The sequence below is a fragment of the Kaistella sp. SH40-3 genome (genome assembly GCF_030686865.1).
In the GTDB taxonomy this organism is placed as follows: domain Bacteria; phylum Bacteroidota; class Bacteroidia; order Flavobacteriales; family Weeksellaceae; genus Kaistella.
In genome coordinates this window covers 179924-201656 of record NZ_JAQYUS010000005.1, presented here as the reverse complement: position 1 = coordinate 201656, position 21733 = coordinate 179924, and the positions used below count along the sequence as shown (strand labels likewise).

Below are 21733 nucleotides of genomic sequence, written 5' to 3'. Positions count from 1 at the left end.
TAATAGAAACTGAACATCATCAATACTAGCAATGAAAAATTTCAAAACAAAAATTATAAAATTTAAATAAAAACATAACAATTCAAAAAAGCAAAAACACCATGGAATTATTCGCAAAAATATTAATCGGTTTAGTCGCAGTTGAGCATTTATATATTATGTATTTTGAAATGTTTGCCTGGGAAACTATTGGCAAAAAGACTTTCAAGCAGATTCCGGCCGATTTGTTTAAACCTACAAAAGGGTTGGCTGCAAATCAAGGTTTATACAATGCCTTTTTAGCAACAGGACTGATTTGGACGTTTTTCATAAATGATACCGTTTGGAAAACAAATATTGCGATATTTTTTTTATCGTGCGTCATTGTTGCCGGAGTTTTTGGAGCAATAACTGCGAGTAAAAAAATATTCTATGTTCAGGCGCTTCCTGCAATAATCGCATTGGTTTTTGTGCTTATTTCAATATAAAAACTTAGAATATGTTTAAATTTAATATCTTTAAATTTCATAAAACAAATCATTTAATGAATAACCAACCAAATAAATAGTGCGGTTTCGGAGTGATTCGTAAATTTAGTATTCCTTTTAAAACTAAAAGACCATGAAAAAATTTCATCCATTTTTCGCCATTGGAACCTTCGGAATTATTGTAATTGGGTGCCTCCATCTATTATTATCTTTAGTGTTAGCAATAACTTCGAGCCATACTATTTTTTTCACCCTCTATCCAATATTTTTGATTTTCCTAATTCTTGGATTTATACTTACTATTAAAAGTCAAAAAACACCTGGATAATCCAACCTGCGAACTTCTTTTTATTATTCATCTATTTATTATTAAATAGCAGTAATTTCTTGTATTAAATCGAAAGTGAATTTCTCACATATTTTGCTAATGGTTTTTACAAATCATTAGTAAATTCTTTACAATATTAATGGGTTATTTCCTCATTGTACTCATTAATATCAATCAATTCAATATCAGTTGGTTATACTTATTTTAATCAATCTATTAATTGTAATTTTAACGATTTAGTAAACAATTTTTTATTCTTTTAATAACCCAAGTTTGCGAAAATTTCGGGAAGTTAAGATTTGTTTTATTGGTTAACATTGATTAGAAAGTATTTAATTTAAAAACTATAAATGATGAGAAGACTTATACACCTTCTACTTTGGTTTTTTATAATCATAGGGATTATTGGGATATCGATTTTATGCTACGTGAAGTTTTTCTTACCCAATGTTGGAAAAGCGCAAACCATGGCTATAGAAAGAACTCCAGAACGAATTGCACGCGGGAAATATCTCGCCAACCATGTTACCAATTGTATGGACTGCCACTCCAAACGTGATTGGACAAGATTTGCAGGCCCAGCGACTGAGGGAACTATTGGAATGGGTGGCGACTTGTTCGATGAAAAATTTGGTTTCCCGGGAAGATATTATGCGAAAAATATTACTCCAGAAGGAATAAGCCATTACACAGACGGTGAACTTTTTCGAGTAATAACAACTGGAGTCAACAAAGAAGGTGAAGCAATGTTTCCCGTAATGCCTTATCATTACTACGGTCAAATGGATCAGGAAGACATAAAATCCATCATCGCCTATGTTCGAACTCTAAAACCCATCAAAAATGTAGTACCTAATTCTACGTCTGATTTCCCGATGAATTTTATCATCAATACCATTCCTCACAAAGCAAACTTTACAAAAATACCTGCAAAAACCGAGGTCGTTAATTATGGAAAATATATTGCGAATGCTGCGGCTTGTGTAGAATGTCACACCAAATTTGAGAAAGGAAGTCTGGTTGCAGGAACTGAGTTTGGAGGTGGAAGAGATTTTCCATTTCCAGATGGCTCGGTTGTACATTCTAGCAATATCTCTCCAGATAAAGAAACTGGTTTAGGAGACTGGACAGAAAAAATGTTTCTCGATTTATTTCATTCAAGGTCAGATTCTACAACACTGAACACCAAACTTAAACCTGGAGATTTTAATACCATGATGCCCTGGACAATGTATGGGAAAATGACCGATGAAGACATAAGCGCCATTTTCGCCTATTTGAAAACGATTAAACCCATCAAAAATAAGGTGGTGAGTTTTACTCCAAGTCCAAAAAAACAACAGGATTAATTAAAAAAATCTGAATTATTTGCTGTTGAAGATTATATTTTAAAATCTTTTAATGTTTTATAATAGCAAAACTTTTGCATCTTTTGTAGTTTTAAAATAGTTTAAGGAAGAGATAATACATTCAAAATCAGGTCATAAAAAAAATTTCACTTTTGCTTTCCTTTATTTCCTAACTTTGAGGGGAGCAAACAACCTGGAAATTTAAGTCGAAATTTTTCAGGTTAATATATTAAGGTTTTTATACTTTTCTAAAAATCATTAATAATGAAAATGAGCTAATCGTCTTTACAACGCCATTGCTTTAAAAAATCCTTTTCAGTTATTCAGAGTAATAATTTTCATTTTTTCATTTGAAGCAGTGTATCAATTCTTGGTTCATCAGAGTTTTAAATCATTTACTATTAAAACATCAATATTATGGAAAAAGATATTTTTCAAGTAAAAAAAAGCCTTCAAACCAAAGAAGGAAATTATAACTATTACAGTCTTTCTGAATTAAAAAATAAGGGATATAAAATTGACCAACTGCCTTTTTCAATTCGGATTCTTTTGGAAAATACACTTCGCAATTACGATGGTTTTTCGATTACTAAAGAAAATATTGAAACCTTATTAAACTGGTTGCCCCAAGGTTCCGACAAGGATATCCCCTTCAAACCGGCACGGGTTTTAATGCAGGATTTTACGGGAGTTCCTGCTGTAGTTGATATTGCCGCCCTTCGGGCTGAAGTAGCCAGAAAAGGTAAAGATCCAGATACTATTAATCCATTAGTTCCTGTAGATTTAATTATTGATCACTCAGTCCAAGTTGATTATTTCGGCACCGAAGAATCCTATTCCCGTAATATTGATGAAGAATACAAGCGAAATAAAGAGCGATACCAATTTCTAAAATGGGCACAGAATTCTTTTGATAATTTCAGCGTTGTTCCGCCGGGAATGGGTATTTGCCATCAAATCAATCTGGAATATTTATCCAAAGGCGTCATCGAGAGAAATGGTGAAGTTTTTCCTGATACTTTGGTTGGAACCGATAGTCATACACCCATGGTTAACGGGATTGGTGTCGTTGCTTGGGGTGTCGGCGGTATCGAAGCTGAAGCCGCAATTCTGGGTCAACCTCTCTATTTTATTATGCCCGAAGTTGTCGGTTTAAAATTGAGCGGAAAGCTTCCGTTGGGTTCTACCGCTACAGATTTAGTGTTAACGATCGCTAATCTACTTCGAAAATTTGGCGTGGTTGGAAAGTTTGTAGAAGTATTTGGCCCAGGTTTATCCAATCTTTCTGTTCCAGATCGGGCAACAATTGGAAATATGTCGCCAGAATTTGGCTGCACCATTACCTACTTCCCTATCGATGATAAAAGCTTGGAGTATATGCGAAAAAGTAATCGCTCCGAAACTCAAATTAATTTGGTAGAAACCTATTGCAAAACGAATATGCTTTGGCGGGAAAATGAAGATAAAATCACTTATACTTCTGTTTTGGAACTTGACCTTTCTACAATCGAACCAACCGTTGCTGGTCCAAAACGACCTCAGGATAAAATTCTTTTAAAAGATTTTAAAAATACATTTATCGATTTACTGCACACTTCTTTTAATAGAAAATATATTCATCTTCAAGACCGCGAAATTGAAAAATCAATAACTCGGTTTGATAATGAAGGTGGTGATTTACCAGTTCCAAAAGCCGAACAAAAATCTGTGAATTTAGAAATTGAAGCCACAGATAAAGATGGAATGAAAACCGTTTGGATTACAAGAGGTGATGAAAAATTCATGCTTTCTGATGGTGCGGTAGCAATCGCAGCGATTACTTCCTGTACTAATACCTCCAATCCGTTTGTGATGATTGGTGCTGGTCTAGTTGCCAGAAAAGCCAGAGAACACGGTATTGATGTAAAACCTTGGGTAAAAACTTCTCTCGCACCGGGTTCAAAAGTGGTTACCGATTATCTTGAAAAAGCAGATTTAATGAAAGATTTGGAAGCGCTTGATTTTCATTTGGTCGGTTATGGCTGTACGTCGTGTATTGGGAATTCAGGACCTTTATCCCCAAAAATTTCACAGGCAGTTGATGATTATAATTTGATTGTTTCTTCGGTATTATCAGGAAACCGAAATTTTGAAGCCAGAATTCATCCACAGGTAAAAATGAATTTTTTAATGTCGCCAATGTTGGTGGTTGCTTATGCGATTGCCGGCCGAGTTGATATCGATTTGACTACCGAACCAATCAGTTATGATTCTAATCAGGAACCTGTTTATCTCAAAGATATCTGGCCGACTGATGATGAGATCAATGAAATTTTAGTTCGCGTTCTTTCTCCTCATGATTTTGCAAAAAACTATGGTGAAATTTTTGACGGAAATGAGATCTGGAGAAACCTGGAAGTTCCGACGGGCAAACTTTACGACTGGAATCAAGATTCCACCTATATTAAAGAAATTCCCTTTTTCCACAATCTTCCAACTGAGACTGAACCTTTGCAGGACATTCAAAATGCAAGAGCTTTGTTGGTTTTAGGAGACAGCGTAACAACAGATCATATTTCTCCAGCAGGTGCTTTTAATGAATCTTCTGCAGCAGGTAAATACCTTTTAAGCAAAGGAGTAAAGAAAGAGGATTTTAATTCCTACGGATCTCGACGTGGCAATGATGAGGTAATGGTTCGCGGGACTTTTGCCAACGTGAGAATCAAAAATAAATTAGCCCAGAAAGAAGGCGGCTTCACTTCTTATTTACCTACTGGCGAGGAAATGATGGTTTATGATGCTTCCGTTAAATATAAAAAGGAAAAAATTCCGTTATTGGTTTTGGCCGGGAAAGAATACGGCAGCGGATCTTCCCGAGACTGGGCCGCAAAAGGGACTTTCCTATTGGGAATAAAAGCAGTACTGGCAGAAAGTTACGAGCGTATTCATAGAAGTAATCTAGTCGGTTTGGGTGTATTACCACTGGAATATAAAGAAGGCGACACAGCAGAAAAATTCGGACTTACAGGTAAAGAAATCTTTTCGATTACAGGAATTGCAAACGATATCAAACCCTTAAAAGAAATTATGATTACGGCTAAGACCGAAAAAGGCACGGAAATTAAATTCACGGTTATTGCGCGATTAGATTCTATGATTGAGATTGAGTATTACCGAAATGGCGGAATTTTACAATATGTATTGCGACAGTTTTTAGAAAAATAAAAACTTTTTATCACAAAAGAGACCAGAAAAAAATGATAAAATTAGTTTTTCAAAACTAGTATTTCACTAACTGTATAAGTTGAAAAGTTATTCTGAAAAATTTCGAAAAAACAATTAATGTAAAAGGCTCTTATCTGTTTAACAAAATTAGAGCCTTTTTATTTAAATAAATGCTGGAGATTTTAATTTTCTAATTAATTATCAAATTCTACCAAGATTACACCAAACCTCGCAGAATAGGTAGCGGTACAAGACAAATCGTTCCACTCATTGGTAGTGGAGACGGTGGGTGATAAAATCTGTACACAACCTTCATCATTATCGGTATCATTGGGTTCTCCACCATTGAAAGGCCCAAAAGGAATTGCTGTATTTCCCAAGGATGAACTTCTTTCTCCCGTTATCCAGATAAATTCTTTAGCATTTCCAGCATAAGTCACTTTGTTCATTCCAATCCAGGAAGTATAATCTTTAACTTTATAAGTTGTACCGCTAATGGTTGCAACATTTAAATTTAAAATGTTCGTTTTAATCATTTGCCATTCCTCATTATTAGTAATGGTCGGCATATATCCACCTACCGTTTTAGACATATTAAAAGCATTTGCCCAGGTAGCATTCTGCGTTAAATCGGTAAGATTAGATGGTATGAGAGGAGAAGTGCCAATTTTATAGGCGCAATATCGGTGTCCATTTGCATTCGTTCCGGTATCCCATTTGTAACAACCAATTCTGGTATAGGTATTTGTTCCATTTTGTACAGGTCCAACAATTATATTTTGAGAATTAACATACCCTGTAGGATTGTAACCTAACGTTTGTACAAAAGTAATATCCTGTCCTGCAATCTTATTGTTATTATAACCAGTATTCATCGCAATCCATTGGCTGCCATTCCAGTAATAATAACTCTTAATCAATTCTGTATCTACAGTACCCAATTGTATTCTGGTATTATAAACCATCATTCCAGCGGGAGTAGTTCCCAATGTTGATTGATCAGTTCTAGAGGTTAATTCAACTTTTGGTCCTAGAAAACCTCTGTCTTGAGCGTAAATATCTAATATCGCTGATGGATCTGGAGAGGCTATATTGATGCCGACGTTTTTTGTCTGTGCTTGCATATTTAAAAATGCTAGTACGAATAAAAGTATAATTTTTTTCATCTGTTTATTGATTAAATTCTAAAATGAGACCTGCTGTATTATTTGTTGCACAATTTACAACCGACCAGTTACCAGCAGCAGTATTAATTCTACCGCAGTTCTGTGAAACACTGTCTGCATTAAAAGGAAGCGCAGTAACAAATTGATTCTCCGTTGTGGCAGTCGTACTACTCCAGTCTAATAAAGATATTTCTCCAGTAATCCAGCGATATCTGTATTTGTAATCAGTTACCGTAGCCCCTTTCTGGAAAAAAGTATCTCTGTTAAAACCTAACCATGCATTGGCTGTAAAATTTCCACCACCAACACTATTACCATCGGTAAGAACCTTATCTTTAATGAAATTCCATTCTCTATTGCTTGTAATGACTGGTAAATAACCACCAGCGTTTTTACCAAGAAGATAGGCAGCATTCCAAGAAAGTGGTGTAGTTGAGGTGTATAGGCAATAAACATGACCATTACCACCCAACAGTTCTTCCCATTTCACGCAACGTAATTTAGTAGTTCCCGGAACGTTAATTATAGAACCACTTGCAGTTGTAGGAACATAACCCAATTGCTCTGTGGTAATTACATCAACAAAATTAGAATCGCTTTCTTTAGCATTAATTAAATTCCATTGGTTATTTTCCCAATAATAATAACCCTTTGCTAAAAAACCGTTGTCGCCGTCTGATTTTTTATTATAAACGATTAATCCCGGACTAGGTGCGCTGGTAATAGGTGTTTTCAAAGTTAAAGACATCAAATCTACTCTGGGGAAAAGCACGCCTTTATCTTTACTTGCGGCTTCAACTTGCAAAGCGACGTTATTAGGCATTAAGGCTGGAGTACTTCCTCCTATTTTGACCTGTGCTTTTACTGAAAAAACAGAACATAAAAGCAAACTAAATATTATTTTTTTCATATCTGGTTATTGTTGAAATTCTACAATGAGGTAATTGGAATTATTGAAACTGTTGCAATTATTGCTTCCCCAGTTTCTATTGCTATCACTGGAAATATAAGTGCAATTTCCGGCTAAAACCAGTGCGCCGTCTGTAGCAGTACTAATTCCGTTAGAACCAGGTAAAAAATTCACTTCAAGGCTTGCTCCTCTGTTTCCAGTAGTTGCCCAAGCGATTCTAGAAGTTTCACCAGTAATCCAAATAAAACTATTGTTAAAAGCCGTTCCTGGATATTGAGTCTTTTTATAACCAAGCCAACTTGCGCCTGCATAATTGGTTCCTGTTCCTATACCGCCACTTGTCAGAAGGTTTGTTTTAACAAAATTCCATTCGTTCGCAGTTGTAATTACTGGCAGATAACCTCCTAAACTTTTAGCCAAAACAAAAGCTTCCTGAAACGAAACATTTTTGTTTAAGTTGTAACTACAATAAGAATGGTTATTAGCATCGGTACCGGTAGAAAATTTTGCGCACTTTTTACCACTTGCGGTAATGGTTCCAGAATTAGCACCAACGGGAGCTGAAGCGCCAGAAGAAGAAGGATCATAGCCCAAAACAGCCGCACGAATATCTGTATAAACGGTAGTGCTTGTAGTTCTTGTTCTATTTAGCGAGTTCCAGGTAAAACCATTCCAGAAATAATACCCGACTGGAATACTTTCCGTGCCGGTATCATTAAACACAACCAAACCTTCTGCAGGAGCCGTAACTGGGCCTGCGATAGAGAGATTCGTAAGTGTAACGATTGGACCGATAAATCCTCTTTTTACGGATGATGAACTGGTACTGGATACTTCAAGAGCGGATGAGGAATCTGGTGAGGAGGTGTTAATACCTACCTGAGAGAATAATAGGGATGTATGGACAACCAATAACCCTGAAATTATAAATTTCATGTATAAATATTTTTTTCATTTGTGTCGTTACGAATCAATAAATAAAGTGAAGGAAAAATAAATTTCCTATTATTTTCATTTAATTAATCCGAACCATTTGTGTGGGTGCAAATATATAAAAAAAACAATGATATCATAATTTTTTAATTTTTTTTAGTTAAAATCAAAAATAATAGTCGAAATAAAGTAAATTTTAAAAACAAAAATGAATAATATGCATTGTTTTCAAAATTATATCCGTTTACAAATGGATATTTTTATATATTTGATTATCAAATGATTATTATGGAAAACTGTCTGGAATGTGGCGATAAAATTATCGGAAGAAGCGATAAGAAATTTTGCAATGATGGCTGCAGAAACGCTTACAACAATAAACACAACAAAGATTCGTCGAATCTGATGCGCAACATTAATAATAAGATGCGCAAAAATCACCGCGTCTTATCTGAACAACGATTTATAGAAGGCAAAGCGAAAACCACCCGTAATAAATTAATCTCTGAAGGTTTCGATTTTGAATATTTTACGAGTTTAAAAGTTTACAAAAATGGCGCAGAATACAGGTTTGTTTATGATATCGGGTATAAGTTGTTAGAAGACGATTGGATACTGTTGGTTAGGAAAGAATAATTTATATTATTTGTCGTAAGTGTTTGGATGGTAGATGGTAAGAAAGACGATTACGATAACAACCACAAAAAAGAGCAGAAATTTCTGCTCTTTTATATTTTAATAATGATCTAATTCAAAATTATTCGTCTTCCTTGATCAATCGAATTTTATCTTCTAAAATTTCAATCTTTTTATCACGGTATAAACCACCAATTGCCTTCTTGAAATTCTTCTTGCTCATTTGCAATTCATCCTTAATTTCTTCTGGTGTAGATTTATCGGAAAGGTAGATTAAACCGTAATTCAATTCTAATTTATCGATAATCATTTTCTGAAATTCATCGATATTTTCATACCCTTCCGGTTGTAGAGAAACATCGATTTTACCGTCTTCACGAATTGTTTTAATGTACCCGATTTCTTCTGACAAAGGGAACAGTCTTTTATAAACATCAGAAGTATAAATCAATCCGACATATTTTTTATTAATGATGACATTCCAACCCAGTTCACTCTCGCCGGCTATTATTAAGTTTACTTTCTCCCCTCTTTGAAAAGGTAGATTTTCGTAATGCGGATTTTTCTTATATCTCGTAGTTCCGGTAATTAATCCCAAAACATCATCGATATAAACTTGAACTAAATAACGTCGACCTTCTTCGATCTTTGCGCGCTGCTGTTTGTACGGAACAAATAAATCTTTGATAATTCCCCAGTCCATAAAAGCACCGGCGGGTAAACTTTGCACACAAGTCATTACGGCAAACTCTCCTACTTCAGCGTTGGCTTTTTCGGTCGTTGCTTTTAATTTGTCGTCATCCTGATAAACAAAAACTTCCATTTCATCGCCGATTTCTGCATCTTCAGACGCAAAAATTTTCGGTAGAAAACATCTTGTACCTTCTTCATCTTCCAGAAATAATCCTGAATAATTTTTTTCTGCAATTTTTAAAGTTTGGGTTTTTCCGAGTTCCATAATGAAAGATAAAATAATAGTGAATATTTGTAAGGTGCAAAGATAAGGTATTTTCTTGCGAATTTTAAGGAATGGTTGTTGCTGAGCTTAAAGAAAAAATATGAAATCACTTATAAAATATTCCTCTAAATTCGATGAGCTTTCAGTCCAGGAAAATCGAGACTTAGCAAGATCTGTTATTTCTGTGGAAAAGTTCATTAAAAGTTCTGCCGAAATCAGTGAGGTAAATTACGCCACACGCGATGCACACGCCAAAACTTATGCAACGGTAAAAGGATCTCTGGAAATATCAGAAAATTTACCGGATTTTTTAACAGAAATTTTTGACCGGAAACAATATGATATTCTCGCAAGATTTTCAAATGGGAATTTAGTTATCAATAAAAAAGGAAGAGAAAATCCGCTGTATGGCTTTTCCTTAAAAATTAAGAATGTTAAGGGTCAGGACGCTAATTTTCCATTGGTGAACTTTCCTTTATTTCCTACGAATTCACCCTCGGTATTTTTAAAGTTTTTCACTTCAGTGAACACTTTTTTAGTCACCAAAAATGACAACTTTGTGGTTTCTTCTTTAGATTTACCCCATTTAATGAAAAACGGGTTTTCTCTCGTAAGTTCGATGTTTTCAGTAGATGTCACTAAAAAGATTTTAAATTTTTTATCTCATAGAAATGATTTTTTCTTTTCCTTTGCATACGCCGGAATCGGATGTTACCGGATTGGGGATTACATAATGAAACTCAGTTTGAAGCCCGTAAACATTAATCCCAATATTGGTAAAGGGGAACCTCAGAAAAATTCCATTCATTGGTTTCTTTCTTCGCAGGAATCTACCTACGAATTATTTGTTGAACTTTGTGAAGATCTGAAAGACCAACCCGTAAATGATCTGATGAGAGACTGGAAAAACGCGCCAAAATATTGTTTAGGGAAAATTACGATCCCAAAAGCTTCCTTTGTTAATTCTGAAGATCCAGCCATCGAGAATTTAAATTTTAATCCATTCGAGAATGCGGAGAATTTACAGCCGGTCGGAAAAATTCAGCAAATCAGAAAGAGAATTTATGAAGCTTCTATTGCGACCAGAAATAAATTTAATGGTCAATAAATAAAGTAAAAAAGAGAAGCCGAAACTTCTCTTTTTTTGTTTTATGACGAACAGGTCTACCTGTATTTTGAGATATAATCAGTCAGTTTGATTTTTGACGCGCTAAAATCAAAAGCCTCGAAAACCAAATAGAAATTTTGGCGGTCTACACATCTTGTATAAAGTAATTTTGCAACCTCCAGTTTATTATCGTCAAAATCCATCGTTTTTAATAAACTGTAACTTTGCTGCGAAGTAAAATTTGCATTTCGTGCAGTCATCTTTATCACCGACATTTTATCTTTATCAAAACTTCCACTTCTTTTTACCGAAGATATAAAACTGCTAAAATCCTGATTATTCATAACATTTCCAGAATACCCCGAATTTCCGTTCCAATACCCATTTTGGTTGCCGTAAGGATTGTTCCAAATGTCGTCCCATTCCGTAATTCCGTATAGATTATTCTCCACCGGATAATTTCCGAGCAGATACAATCCTTTGTTTGGAAAGAAATCCAGAACCAGTCGTGTGTAGGTTTGCAACCGGAGATTCGTTCTGTAAATCAAAAAATTGTTTTCATAAATTGCGATCGGAACAGTGCCAAACTGAACATCGAAAAATCGGAATTTTCCCGTAGAGTTACTCATCATCTGATCGCCAACTTCTACCGTATAATTTCCATTTTGGGGAATTCTTAAAAAGACTTCCGAATTTCCGTAGTTATAATTCCACCGGTAATCATTATTTGAGATTGGTTGCGAACTAGTAGTTTTCATTGGGTTTCTGTACTTTGAATTATCCAAGACTTTGTCATTGGTTTTTGCAGAAGTATTATTTCTTGGAGTTTGCATTTCCGTTGATTTCGCATCATTTCTTAAAAGCTCGCCTGCCTTTCCAGCTTCTTGCGCAAAAGTGCTCAGGCTTAAAAATAATACGCCGATAGTAGAGATTGTTTTCATTTTTTTACATTTTAAAGATTGTTACAAAAAACCAGGCTATTATGATGCCAAAAACATCGACTATCACGTCATTTTAACGAATAACTGCAAATGAGTACAATAATCGAGAATTACTGAAAAAACGTTTTAACCTTCGCTAAAAATCTTTATCAAAGCGGATTTTCATATTAAAAATTCTTTTGCCGAGAATGTTCGAATCTTTTTTCTGATGATTGATGTTCCGCGATTTTCAATCGATTATAATTGAATGCTTCGGATTATGATATTTTACTTTTATAATTTTTTTTTAATGCGTCGGTTCCACCAACGGTTATTTTGTTGAATCCTTCGGGTTACAATGTTTTAATTACATAAATATTTTTAATCCGTCGGTTTCACCAACGGCTATTTTTGTTGAATCCTTCGGATTCTGACTAGGCCAAAATTTCATTATTGCTTCAGACTTTCAAACAAAAAAAGAGAAGCAGAAACTTCTCTTTTAATATGATAATAAACCGAACCGCCGATCAATCCGTAAATCTCTCCTTGGCTCTTTTTACTTTTACCTTGGCTCTTCATAATCGAACCTTGGCTCTTTTTACTTTTACCTTGGCTCTTCACAATCGAACCTTGGCTCTTTTTACTTTTTACTTTTTACTTGGCTCTCCTTAAAAATGAATCGCTCTCTTTCCAGTCGCATCCAAAGCCGCTTCTTTCATCGCTTCAGCATAAGTCGGGTGAGCGTGAGACATTCTCGAAATATCTTCAGCACTCGCTCTGTATTCCATTGCAACAACCGCTTCTGCGATTAAATCTGCCGCTCTCGCTCCGATCATGTGAACTCCTAAAATCTCATCCGTTTTTTCGTCAGCAATTACTTTGATGAAACCATCAACATCACCTGAAGCACGGCTTCTTCCTAAAGCACGCATCGGGAAATTACCCACTTTAATGGCAACACCTTCCGCTTTCAATTGCTCTTCTGTTTTACCAACAGCAGCAACTTCCGGCCAAGTGTAAACAACACCCGGAATCAAATTATAATTGATATGTGGTTTTTGTCCAGCGATCAATTCAGCCACCAAAGTTCCTTCTTCAGACGCTTTGTGAGCCAACATTGCTCCTGCTACAACATCACCGATTGCGTAAATATTCGAAACATTCGTTTGCAAATGTTCGTTTGTTTTCACTCTTCCTCTTTCGTCTAAATCAACGCCTGCTTTTTCAACAGCAAGTCCGTCGGTGTAAGGTTTTCTACCCACAGCAACCAAAACATAATCACCTTCGAAAACTACTTCTTCGCCTTTTTTATCTTTCGCGGTAACTTTTACGGTATCGCCGTTTCTTTCAACAGACTGAACGCCCGTAGAAAGGTTGAATTTCATTCCTTGTTTACGCAAAACTTTGTTCAATTCTTTCGACAAAGCGCCGTCCATGGTAGGAATAATCTTATCCATAAATTCTACCACTGTTACTTCAGAACCTAATCTTTTGTAAACAGAACCCAACTCCAAACCGATAACTCCACCACCGATAACAATCAGGTGTTTCGGAATTTCTTTCAGTTCCAAAGCCTCCGTAGAAGTAATAATTCTTTCCTTATCCAAAGTAATAAAAGGAAGCGTACTCGGTTTAGAACCCGTCGCGATAATCGTATATTTAGAATCGATCGTTTCCGTAGAACCATCGTTTTTCGTCACTTTAATCTGAGTTGCAGATTCAAAACTCCCAATCCCTTCGAACACAGTAATCTTGTTTTTATCCATCAAGAACTGGATTCCTTTGGTCGTTTGTTCCACCACTTCATTTTTACGAGCAATCATTCTGGCCAAATCTGCTTTTGGCTCATTGATGATAATTCCGTGATTCGCGAAATTGTGTTTTGCATTTTCGAAATGTTCAGAACTGTCCAAAAGCGCTTTACTCGGAATACAACCCACGTTCAGGCAAGTACCGCCCATCGTTGGATATTTCTCAATAATTGCTGTTTTGAAACCCAGTTGCGCACATCTAATTGCAGCAACGTAACCACCAGGACCGGAACCGATTACGGTAACATCGAATTGACTCATATTTATCTTTTTATGATTTTATTAAAAGTAGGGCAAATTTACAAAATATTTTCGCTTTGGATGGTGTGGTTTTGCAGAGATTTTTGTGGATTTTTTAGGAGCCGGGAACCTGCTTTCCGCTGTATCTTTTGCGCCACTTCGTTTTGCAAAAGGATGCCGCTGCAATCAGGGCTATGAGATTGGGATAAAAGATACACCCACTTTTAATAATTAACAGAAGTTTGATTAAAGAAGTGCAAAAAAAATCTATAGTGGATCTTAAAAAATAAAAAGCCACAAATTTTGTGGCTTAAATATACATTAGTACATTTGCTTCGGAACTTTTCGTAGAAGTTCTAATTGGAATTAAAAAAAGAATACTTTTTCTTTTTCTAATTCACCTTTCAAATCTAAAATGGGAACCTTTACATTAAAGGGAATCCCATTTTTTTCGCCAAGTATTTCAACAATCTCGTCTCCAAGAATTGAAATAATTTTCACTGGCGCATTTTGGTAATAATAAGTATCACCGATTTTAATAACATTTGTCATTAATATTAATAAATAGGAGTTATGATTGTCTCCTACTATCTCTAATATAGTTAAATTATTTAAATATAAAAAACGATTAATACGAAAAAAGACGCAAAAATTGCGTCTTTAAAATTATAAATAGTTAAGATTGCTTCGTCGCTTCACTTTGTTCCGCTTCTCTCAATGACATTCTAACCACACTTGCTGTTCCCACAATTCTTGCAAGTCAAGCAACCTTCCTGATAAACCACTTGATCAGAACCACAACTGGAACATTTTCCAGCGGCTTCAGTTCCATCAGCGATGTAGCGTTTTAAAGCACGCGCAACACCGGCTTTCCAGTTGTTGATGGATTCAGAATCGAGTTCTAAACGGTTGATTAATTCCACCGCATTTTCAATCGGCATTCCGTGTCTTAAAGTTCCGGAAATCAGTTTTGCATAATTCCAGAACTCGGGTTTGAACTTGTGAGAAAGTCCTTCAATGGTCGTTTTATAACCACGCTGATTTTTAAACTGGAAATCATAACGCGATTTTCCATTCCCATCTTGGTTTTTAATAATCACACCATCATTAACCCAACGTGGAATTGAAATCCCTTCTTCATCATCTGCCAAACCAGTGAAAATCTCGTAAGGCTTACCTTCAATTAAACCGACAAAAGCGATCCATTTTTCTTTATTATTTTGAAAACGAACGACATCGGCTTCTAAAATGTGCGGTCTTTTCGTTGGGAAAACTGACGTAATCATTTCAGGTTTTTCGTCTTTCTTCTCGTCTGCCGAAATCAAAACTCCGGAACGTGAACCGTCACGATAAACCGTCACGCCTTTGCAACCTACTTCCCACGCTTTGATGTAGAGTTGATTCACCAATTCTTCCGTCGCATCATTCGGAACATTAATCGTCACTGAAATTGAATGATCCACCCATTTTTGAATAGAACCCTGCATTTCCACTTTGCTCAACCAGTCCACATCATTTGAAGTCGCTTTATAATACGGCGATTGCTCAATAATTTTATTTAATTCTTCTTGCGAATAATTTTTGTCGGTGTCGATTCCATTGACTTCCATCCATTCTTTAAAACGGTGGTGAAAAACCAAATATTCTTCCCAAGAATCTCCTACTTCATCTACAAAATCGACGCGAATATCCTGATCATTTGGATTGACTTTTCTACGTCTTTTATATACAGGCATGAAAACCGGCTCAATTCCAGACGAGGTTTGCGACATTAAAGATGTACTTCCAGTTGGCGCAATCGTCAACAAAGCAATATTTCTTCTACCGTATTTTTTCAGATCTTCATACAATTCCGGATCTGCTTCTTTCATTCTTAAAATGAAAGGATTTTTCTCTTCTCTTTTTGCATCATAAATTGCAAACGCACCTCTTTCTTTCGCCATTTCTACGGAAGATCGATACGCCGCCAAAGCCAAAGTTTTATGAACCAAAGTCGAAAATTCATTTCCTTCTTTACTTCCATACTGAATTTCTAATGCAGCCAACATATCGCCTTCTGCTGTAATTCCAACGCCGGTTCTTCTTCCTTCGATTGTTTTATGACGGATTTTTGTCCAAAGATTTTTCTCTGTGAATTTAATTTCATCTCCTTCCGGATCAGCGTCAATCTTCGCTAGAATCGCATCAATTTTTTCAATTTCCAAATCTATGATATCATCCATCATTCTTTGGGCATAACCAACGTGCTCTTTGAATAATTCAAAATTAAATTTCGCTTTTTTCGTGAACGGATTTTCAACGTACGAGAAAAGATTCACCGCCAACAATCGGCAAGAATCATACGGACACAAAGGAATTTCGCCACACGGATTTGTGGAAACTGTTTCGTAGCCAAGATCTGCATAACAATCCGGCAATGATTCATTAATAATCGTATCCCAGAAAAGAATACCAGGTTCCGCAGATTTCCAGGCGTTATGAATAATTTTATCCCAAAGATCAGTCGCTTTTATTTCCTTCTGAAACTTTGGATTTGCACTATGTATAGGATATTTCTGAATATAATTTTCCTTATTGACAACGGCTTTCATAAACTCGTCATCAATTCTCACGGAAATATTGGCGCCTGTAATTTTTCCCTGCTCCAATTTTGCATCTACGAAATCTTCGGAATCCGGATGATTTACAGAAACGGAAAGCATCAAAGCACCACGTCTTCCATCTTGCGCAACTTCCCGCGTAGAATTCGAATATCTTTCCATAAAAGGAACCAATCCGGTGGAAGTCAAAGCAGAGTTTTTCACCGCAGAACCTTTCGGACGAATATGCGACAAATCATGGCCAACTCCACCGCGGCGTTTCATTAACTGAACTTGCTCTTCGTCAATTTTCATAATGCTTCCGTAGGAATCACTTTGCGTTCCGCTGCCTATTACAAAACAATTGGAAAGCGAAGCAATCTGGAAATTATTGCCAATTCCCGTCATCGGACTTCCTTGCGGAATAATATATTTGAATTTTTTAATGAGATCAAAAACCTTTTCTTCCGAAAGAGCATTTGGATATTTCGCTTCAACTCTGGCAATTTCCGACGCAATTCGGTGATGCATATCATCAGGATTTTGTTCGTAAATATTACCATCTGAATCTTTTAAGGCATATTTACTCACCCAAACTTTCGCTGCTAAATCATCACCTTCGAAATATTTTAAAGATGATTGAATTGCTTCATCGTAAGTATAAATTGTAGTTTTTTTTGATAGCACTTTCGCTTCCATAATTATTTTTTTGACGAAATAAATATACAGAAGTATCTTTTAATAAAAAATTGTTTACAAATATTTTAATTTAAACACTTGTAAATCAACAAAATAAATATTTTTAAAATTTATAAAGTTTACAAAAAATGAAAATTAGAATATGATTAAAATCATACTTAATTGAAAATTTTAACTTTTTTGAATTTAATTGAGTTGATTCAAATCCTTTCAGCCTTTTAAAGGCTGAAAGGGTTGATTGCATATTTCCAAGAAAACATCTTCATTTTTTTTCAAGATAAAATTTTTCGAAAACCGAGAAGAAATAGAATTTTCGATGGCTTCAGAATCATGAGTTTCATTAATCACACTCAATATCTTATCAGCAAATTCCTTGTGGTTTTCTATATTTGAAATTTCACCATTAATTCCAGGTTGTATAATTTCGGTAATTCCGCCTGGACAATTATTCACTAAAGAATAAGTTCCGCATGCGCCGGCTTCTAATAAAACATTTGGGAAACCTTCGTAACGCGAGGAAAGTATAAACAAATCTGCGAACTTTAAAAACTGATAAGGATTGTTTTGCTGTCCGTGAAAGATGACATTTTCTAAACCTAAATCGTTTTTCATTTGATGAAGCAATTCTTTATCTCGTCCATCACCTAAAATGTGCAGCAGAATATTTTCATTTTTTAAATGAGTAAAAACTTTTAACAAATTATCGAAACCTTTTCTGGAAGATAGATTTCCGATGGCGACAATATTTTTAAAATCATCTTTAAAAGATTCAGGTTTTTCTGAAATCGCGAGTTTTTCATTAATAAAATCAAAATCGACCGGATTATTGATTTTAATCAATTTCTCTTTTTTAATTTTAAAATTCTCAATCAGATCATTTTGCATGTCGTCGCTCTGACAAATAATCTTGTTATAGTTGTTATAAAACTTATAAAAGAATCGGATTTCCTTTCTGGTAACATGTTTAGAAACAACATTGGTTTCTCGAGCAATGAATTTTATTTTCGGAAAAAACTTAATAAACAAAGCCAAATATGCATTGACTTCACCGAAACCACTGAAAACAATATCAGGTTTTCTTTTGCGAATTTCCTTTAAAATAGGTTTTAAAGAATGGCGAATTCTTGGAGTTTTTAGATCGATAATCTCAACATCGTCTTTTAAAAATTCCAGATAACCACCTTCTTTACGCAAAAGCATAATTTTGGGTTCAAATTTTTCTCGTGGCAAATGATTCGCAATCGTGGTGACAATTCGCTCTGCGCCACCAGTTTCTAAATCGGGAAGTATAAAGAGGATGGAGATTTTCTGCATGCTTTGTATTTAAAAACCGTGTCAAGGTATGAAACCTTGACACGGTTAATTGCGAATTTACAACAATTCCGGAAAGTCCTGGGAATGGTTATTTAAAATGTGATTGATAATAAATTGATTGTCTTTTTGGTCAAAGAAAATATACCAGAAAGTTTGATTATTGGCTTTGTAACGAAGATATTTCTTTCCGAATTTGTCGAAAGATTCAGGAGAATTTTTGGAGATTGGATATTCTATTTTACTTTCTATGAAGTCGTAAATTTTATCAATATAAATATCCACATCTTCCACAAAACTAAAATATTTTTGTTGATAAAGAACCTTTGCAAGATCATCTAATTCATCAATAAATAGCGGTGAATAATTTATTTCCCCCACCATTCTCTAATTTTTTTCTTGGATTCTTCCCGCGCCTTTTCTGGAGTTAAACCTTTCGCAAACCTTTCGTCAAAATCATCTTTCACCGCATATTCCGATTGTGTATCAGAAACTACAGAAGAAGGTTCTTCCTCCGCGATAGATTCAATATGCTCAGCAATATTTTCCAGTAGTTCATCAGAAGTCATTCCTGCAGCAAACTGCTCATCAAAATCATTTTCTATAATTGTTTCAGAATTGATATCTGAAATTAATGAGGCGGTTTGACTATTTTTTAAATCCACCATTTGTTGAATCAGTACTAAATCTTTAAGATGATTAATCCACTCGATGAGTTCTTTTTTCTTTTCTATCATTGGATTTCCCATGATTCACAATTTAATTAGCGACGTCCGAAATAAACTTAATCCTCAACATTCTTACCTCTTCATCACTCAAATCATCACCGAATTCAGACAAGAGAACTTTCATACTGTCACTTTCACTTCCTTTCATAAACTCCATGAAATCTTCAACAACATCTTCATCAAAATTCTCATCGATATAATAGTTAATATTCAATTTAGTCCCTTGATAAACGATACGTTCCATCTCCTTCAACAGTTCATCCATTGAAATATTTTTGGCTTTTGCAATGTCTTCTAAATCAATTTTCTTATCGGTACTTTGAATAATGAAAACTTTGTGACTTGATTTATTGGCGACGGTTTTCATCACCATATCCTGCGTTCTTTCTATGTCATTTTCGTCTACATATTTTTTAATAAAGTCGGCGAATTCTTTCCCATATTTCTTTGCTTTTCCTTCACCAACTCCATAAATTTTTCCAATTTCTTCAATGTTGATAGGATATTGAACCGTCATATCTTCCAAACTCGGATCCATAAAAACCGTATAGGGTGGAATGCCATATTTCTTTGCAACTTTCTTACGCAGATCTTTCAATTCACCGAAAAGAATTTCATCTAAACCACCAACTGAATCAGTTTGCACTTTATCTGAATCTGCTTTTGTTTGTTCCAGATTGTATTCTCGATCTTCTGCGATGAGAAATTCTGTATCAGTTTTTGAAGAAAGTGCTTGGTTTCCCTTTTCTGTTAACTTTAAAACACCATAAGTTTCGATGTCTTTTTGTAGGAAATTTTGTACAGATGCTTGACGGATAATCGATTTCCAAAAATTTTCGGTTTCTTTCTTACCAATACCAAAATGTTTAGTGGCTTCTAATTTATAAGATTTGGTAACCGGGTTTTCTTTACCGACAATGACAGAAATTAAATCTTTTGTTTTGAATTTCTCTTCCAGTTCTTTTACTAAATTAAGAACCAATCTTAATTCTTTAGAAGCATCTTTTAGTTTTGGGGGATTTGTAGCATTATCACACATCAACGCACCATCGCCATTAACAGGATCAAACTGCTCTCCAAAATAATAGAGAATATATTGTCTTCTGCTCATCGAAGTCTCGGCATAACCTACTACTTCATTCAAAAGTTGTAAACCAATTTCTCTTTCTGAAACAGGTTTTTGCGCTAAAAATTTTTCTAATTTCTCAATATCTTTTGGATCATAAAAAGCCAAGCAATATCCTTCTCCTCCATCTCTTCCGGCACGACCAGTTTCCTGATAATAACTTTCCAGTGATTTGGGAATATCATAATGAATTACATAACGAACATCGGGTTTATCGATTCCCATTCCAAATGCAATGGTAGCAACGATTACATCAGCATCTTCCATCAAGAATTTATCCTGATTCATCACTCTCGTTTTTTGATCCAAACCAGCGTGATAAGGCAAGGCATTAATTCCATTCACCTGAAGAACCTGAGCAAACTCTTCTACTTTTCTACGGCTTAAACAGTAAACAATTCCTGTTTTTCCTTTACGGGCATTGATGAATTTTACAATTTCACGGTCGATATTTACTTTCGGTCTTACTTCATAATAAAGATTAGGACGGTTAAAACTTTCCTTGAAAACCAGCGCATTGCTCATTCCCAAAGTTTTCTGAATATCGTCCTGCACTTTTGGAGTTGCAGTCGCCGTTAAAGCAATCACAGGAACATCCGCAACTTTATCAATAATCGATTTCAAATTTCTGTATTCTGGACGGAAATCGTGTCCCCATTCGGAGATACAGTGTGCTTCATCAATCGCAACAAATGAGATTTTAACCTCACGTAGAAAATCCTGATATTCCTCTTTAATTAAAGATTCTGGAGCAACGTATAATAATTTAGTTACACCCGACTTAATATCGTCAAACACTTGTTTTGTCTGCGTTTTGTTGAGCGAAGAGTTTAGAACGTGAGCAATTCCTTCTACAGACGAAAGTCCGTTTATAGCGTCGACCTGATTTTTCATCAAGGCAATTAACGGTGAAACTACAATCGCAGTTCCTTCAGAAATTAACGCTGGTAGTTGATAGCAGAGGGATTTACCGCCGCCGGTTGGCATTAGAACAAAAACATCGTCACCCTTTAGAAGGGTTTTTATAATTTCTTCTTGTTGACCTTTAAATTTTGAGAAACCGAAATATTTCTTTAATTCCTTAGATAAATCGGTGTTTTTTGTATTCATTTTTACATTAACATTTTTGTGGCAGCGTTTTTTTGAGAATTATTTTCATTTTTACACTGCGGGAAATTTACATTTTAGGTAAGGTTCTAATAATTGTTTCCTAAATTTGCACATTAATCAAAGTTAATTAATAATTATCACATTAAAAAA

The 21733-nt window shown here is 35.1% G+C and carries 17 protein-coding genes; 5 read left to right on the top strand and 12 right to left on the bottom strand.

Translation table 11 applies throughout. The annotated features are described in order from the left end of the window. The first annotated feature begins 101 nt into the window (after positions 1-101). The 3 genes from PUH65_RS10095 (at position 102) to acnA (ending at position 5348) form a co-directional block, all read left to right on the top strand. Positions 102-467: a DUF1304 domain-containing protein gene (locus PUH65_RS10095; protein WP_305519879.1), complete on the top strand. Its 366-nt coding sequence runs from the start codon at positions 102-104 to the stop codon at positions 465-467. 681 nt (positions 468-1148) lie between these two features. After that, a complete protein-coding gene (locus PUH65_RS10090; protein WP_305519878.1) occupies positions 1149-2144 on the top strand; it encodes a c-type cytochrome in 996 nt (331 codons plus the stop codon). 417 nt (positions 2145-2561) lie between these two features. Beyond that, a complete protein-coding gene (acnA, locus tag PUH65_RS10085; protein ID WP_305519877.1) occupies positions 2562-5348 on the top strand; it encodes an aconitate hydratase AcnA in 2787 nt (928 codons plus the stop codon). A gap of 194 nt (positions 5349-5542) precedes the next feature. Here the strand turns inward: acnA and PUH65_RS10080 are convergent, their stop codons facing one another. From PUH65_RS10080 to PUH65_RS10070, 3 genes are read right to left on the bottom strand one after another with little or no spacing between them, the layout of a single operon-like run. Further along, on the bottom strand, positions 5543-6472 hold the full coding sequence (locus PUH65_RS10080) for a C-type lectin domain-containing protein (protein WP_305552586.1): 930 nt from the start codon (positions 6470-6472) through the stop codon (positions 5543-5545). A 46-nt stretch (positions 6473-6518) separates the two neighbouring features. Then, positions 6519-7424: a C-type lectin domain-containing protein gene (locus PUH65_RS10075; protein ID WP_305519875.1), complete on the bottom strand. Its 906-nt coding sequence runs from the start codon at positions 7422-7424 to the stop codon at positions 6519-6521. A 6-nt stretch (positions 7425-7430) separates the two neighbouring features. Next, entirely contained in the window at positions 7431-8360 is a 930-nt protein-coding gene (locus PUH65_RS10070) for a C-type lectin domain-containing protein (RefSeq protein WP_305519874.1), read from the bottom strand. 285 nt (positions 8361-8645) lie between these two features. Between PUH65_RS10070 and PUH65_RS10065 the strand changes: the two genes are divergently transcribed. Next, on the top strand, positions 8646-8993 hold the full coding sequence (locus tag PUH65_RS10065) for a hypothetical protein (protein WP_305519873.1): 348 nt from the start codon (positions 8646-8648) through the stop codon (positions 8991-8993). Positions 8994-9114: 121 nt separating this feature from the next. Here the strand turns inward: PUH65_RS10065 and PUH65_RS10060 are convergent, their stop codons facing one another. After that, positions 9115-9951 (bottom strand): S1 RNA-binding domain-containing protein, encoded by an 837-nt coding sequence (locus PUH65_RS10060; protein ID WP_305519872.1) that lies wholly within the window; start codon positions 9949-9951, stop codon positions 9115-9117. A 100-nt stretch (positions 9952-10051) separates the two neighbouring features. On the opposite strand from PUH65_RS10060, the gene PUH65_RS10055 reads away from it, so the two are divergent. Further along, positions 10052-11059, top strand: a complete 1008-nt coding sequence (locus PUH65_RS10055) for a catalase (RefSeq protein WP_305519871.1) — start codon at positions 10052-10054, stop codon at positions 11057-11059. Between the two features lie 56 nt (positions 11060-11115). On the opposite strand, the gene PUH65_RS10050 is transcribed toward PUH65_RS10055, so the two are convergent. From PUH65_RS10050 to recQ, 8 genes are all read right to left on the bottom strand, one after another. Next, positions 11116-12000, bottom strand: a complete 885-nt coding sequence (locus PUH65_RS10050) for a DUF4476 domain-containing protein (protein WP_305519870.1) — start codon at positions 11998-12000, stop codon at positions 11116-11118. A gap of 647 nt (positions 12001-12647) precedes the next feature. Then, positions 12648-14051: a dihydrolipoyl dehydrogenase gene (gene lpdA, locus PUH65_RS10045; RefSeq protein WP_305519869.1), complete on the bottom strand. Its 1404-nt coding sequence runs from the start codon at positions 14049-14051 to the stop codon at positions 12648-12650. 345 nt (positions 14052-14396) lie between these two features. Beyond that, a complete protein-coding gene (locus tag PUH65_RS10040) occupies positions 14397-14582 on the bottom strand; it encodes a hypothetical protein (RefSeq protein WP_305519868.1) in 186 nt (61 codons plus the stop codon). A 173-nt stretch (positions 14583-14755) separates the two neighbouring features. Then, entirely contained in the window at positions 14756-17308 is a 2553-nt protein-coding gene (locus tag PUH65_RS10035) for an adenosylcobalamin-dependent ribonucleoside-diphosphate reductase (RefSeq protein WP_305519867.1), read from the bottom strand. 210 nt (positions 17309-17518) lie between these two features. Continuing rightward, complete coding sequence (locus PUH65_RS10030; RefSeq protein ID WP_305519866.1) at positions 17519-18622, bottom strand: glycosyltransferase; 1104 nt, start codon at positions 18620-18622, stop codon at positions 17519-17521. A 57-nt stretch (positions 18623-18679) separates the two neighbouring features. Next, the gene (locus tag PUH65_RS10025; protein WP_305519865.1) at positions 18680-19003 is read right to left on the bottom strand and encodes a hypothetical protein; all 324 of its coding nucleotides are present in this window, start codon (positions 19001-19003) and stop codon (positions 18680-18682) included. After that, a complete protein-coding gene (locus PUH65_RS10020) occupies positions 18988-19368 on the bottom strand; it encodes a hypothetical protein (RefSeq protein ID WP_305519864.1) in 381 nt (126 codons plus the stop codon). Before PUH65_RS10020 ends, PUH65_RS10025 begins: the two co-directional genes overlap by 16 nt. A 10-nt stretch (positions 19369-19378) precedes the next feature. After that, entirely contained in the window at positions 19379-21583 is a 2205-nt protein-coding gene (gene recQ, locus PUH65_RS10015; protein ID WP_305519863.1) for a DNA helicase RecQ, read from the bottom strand. Positions 21584-21733 lie beyond the last annotated feature (150 nt).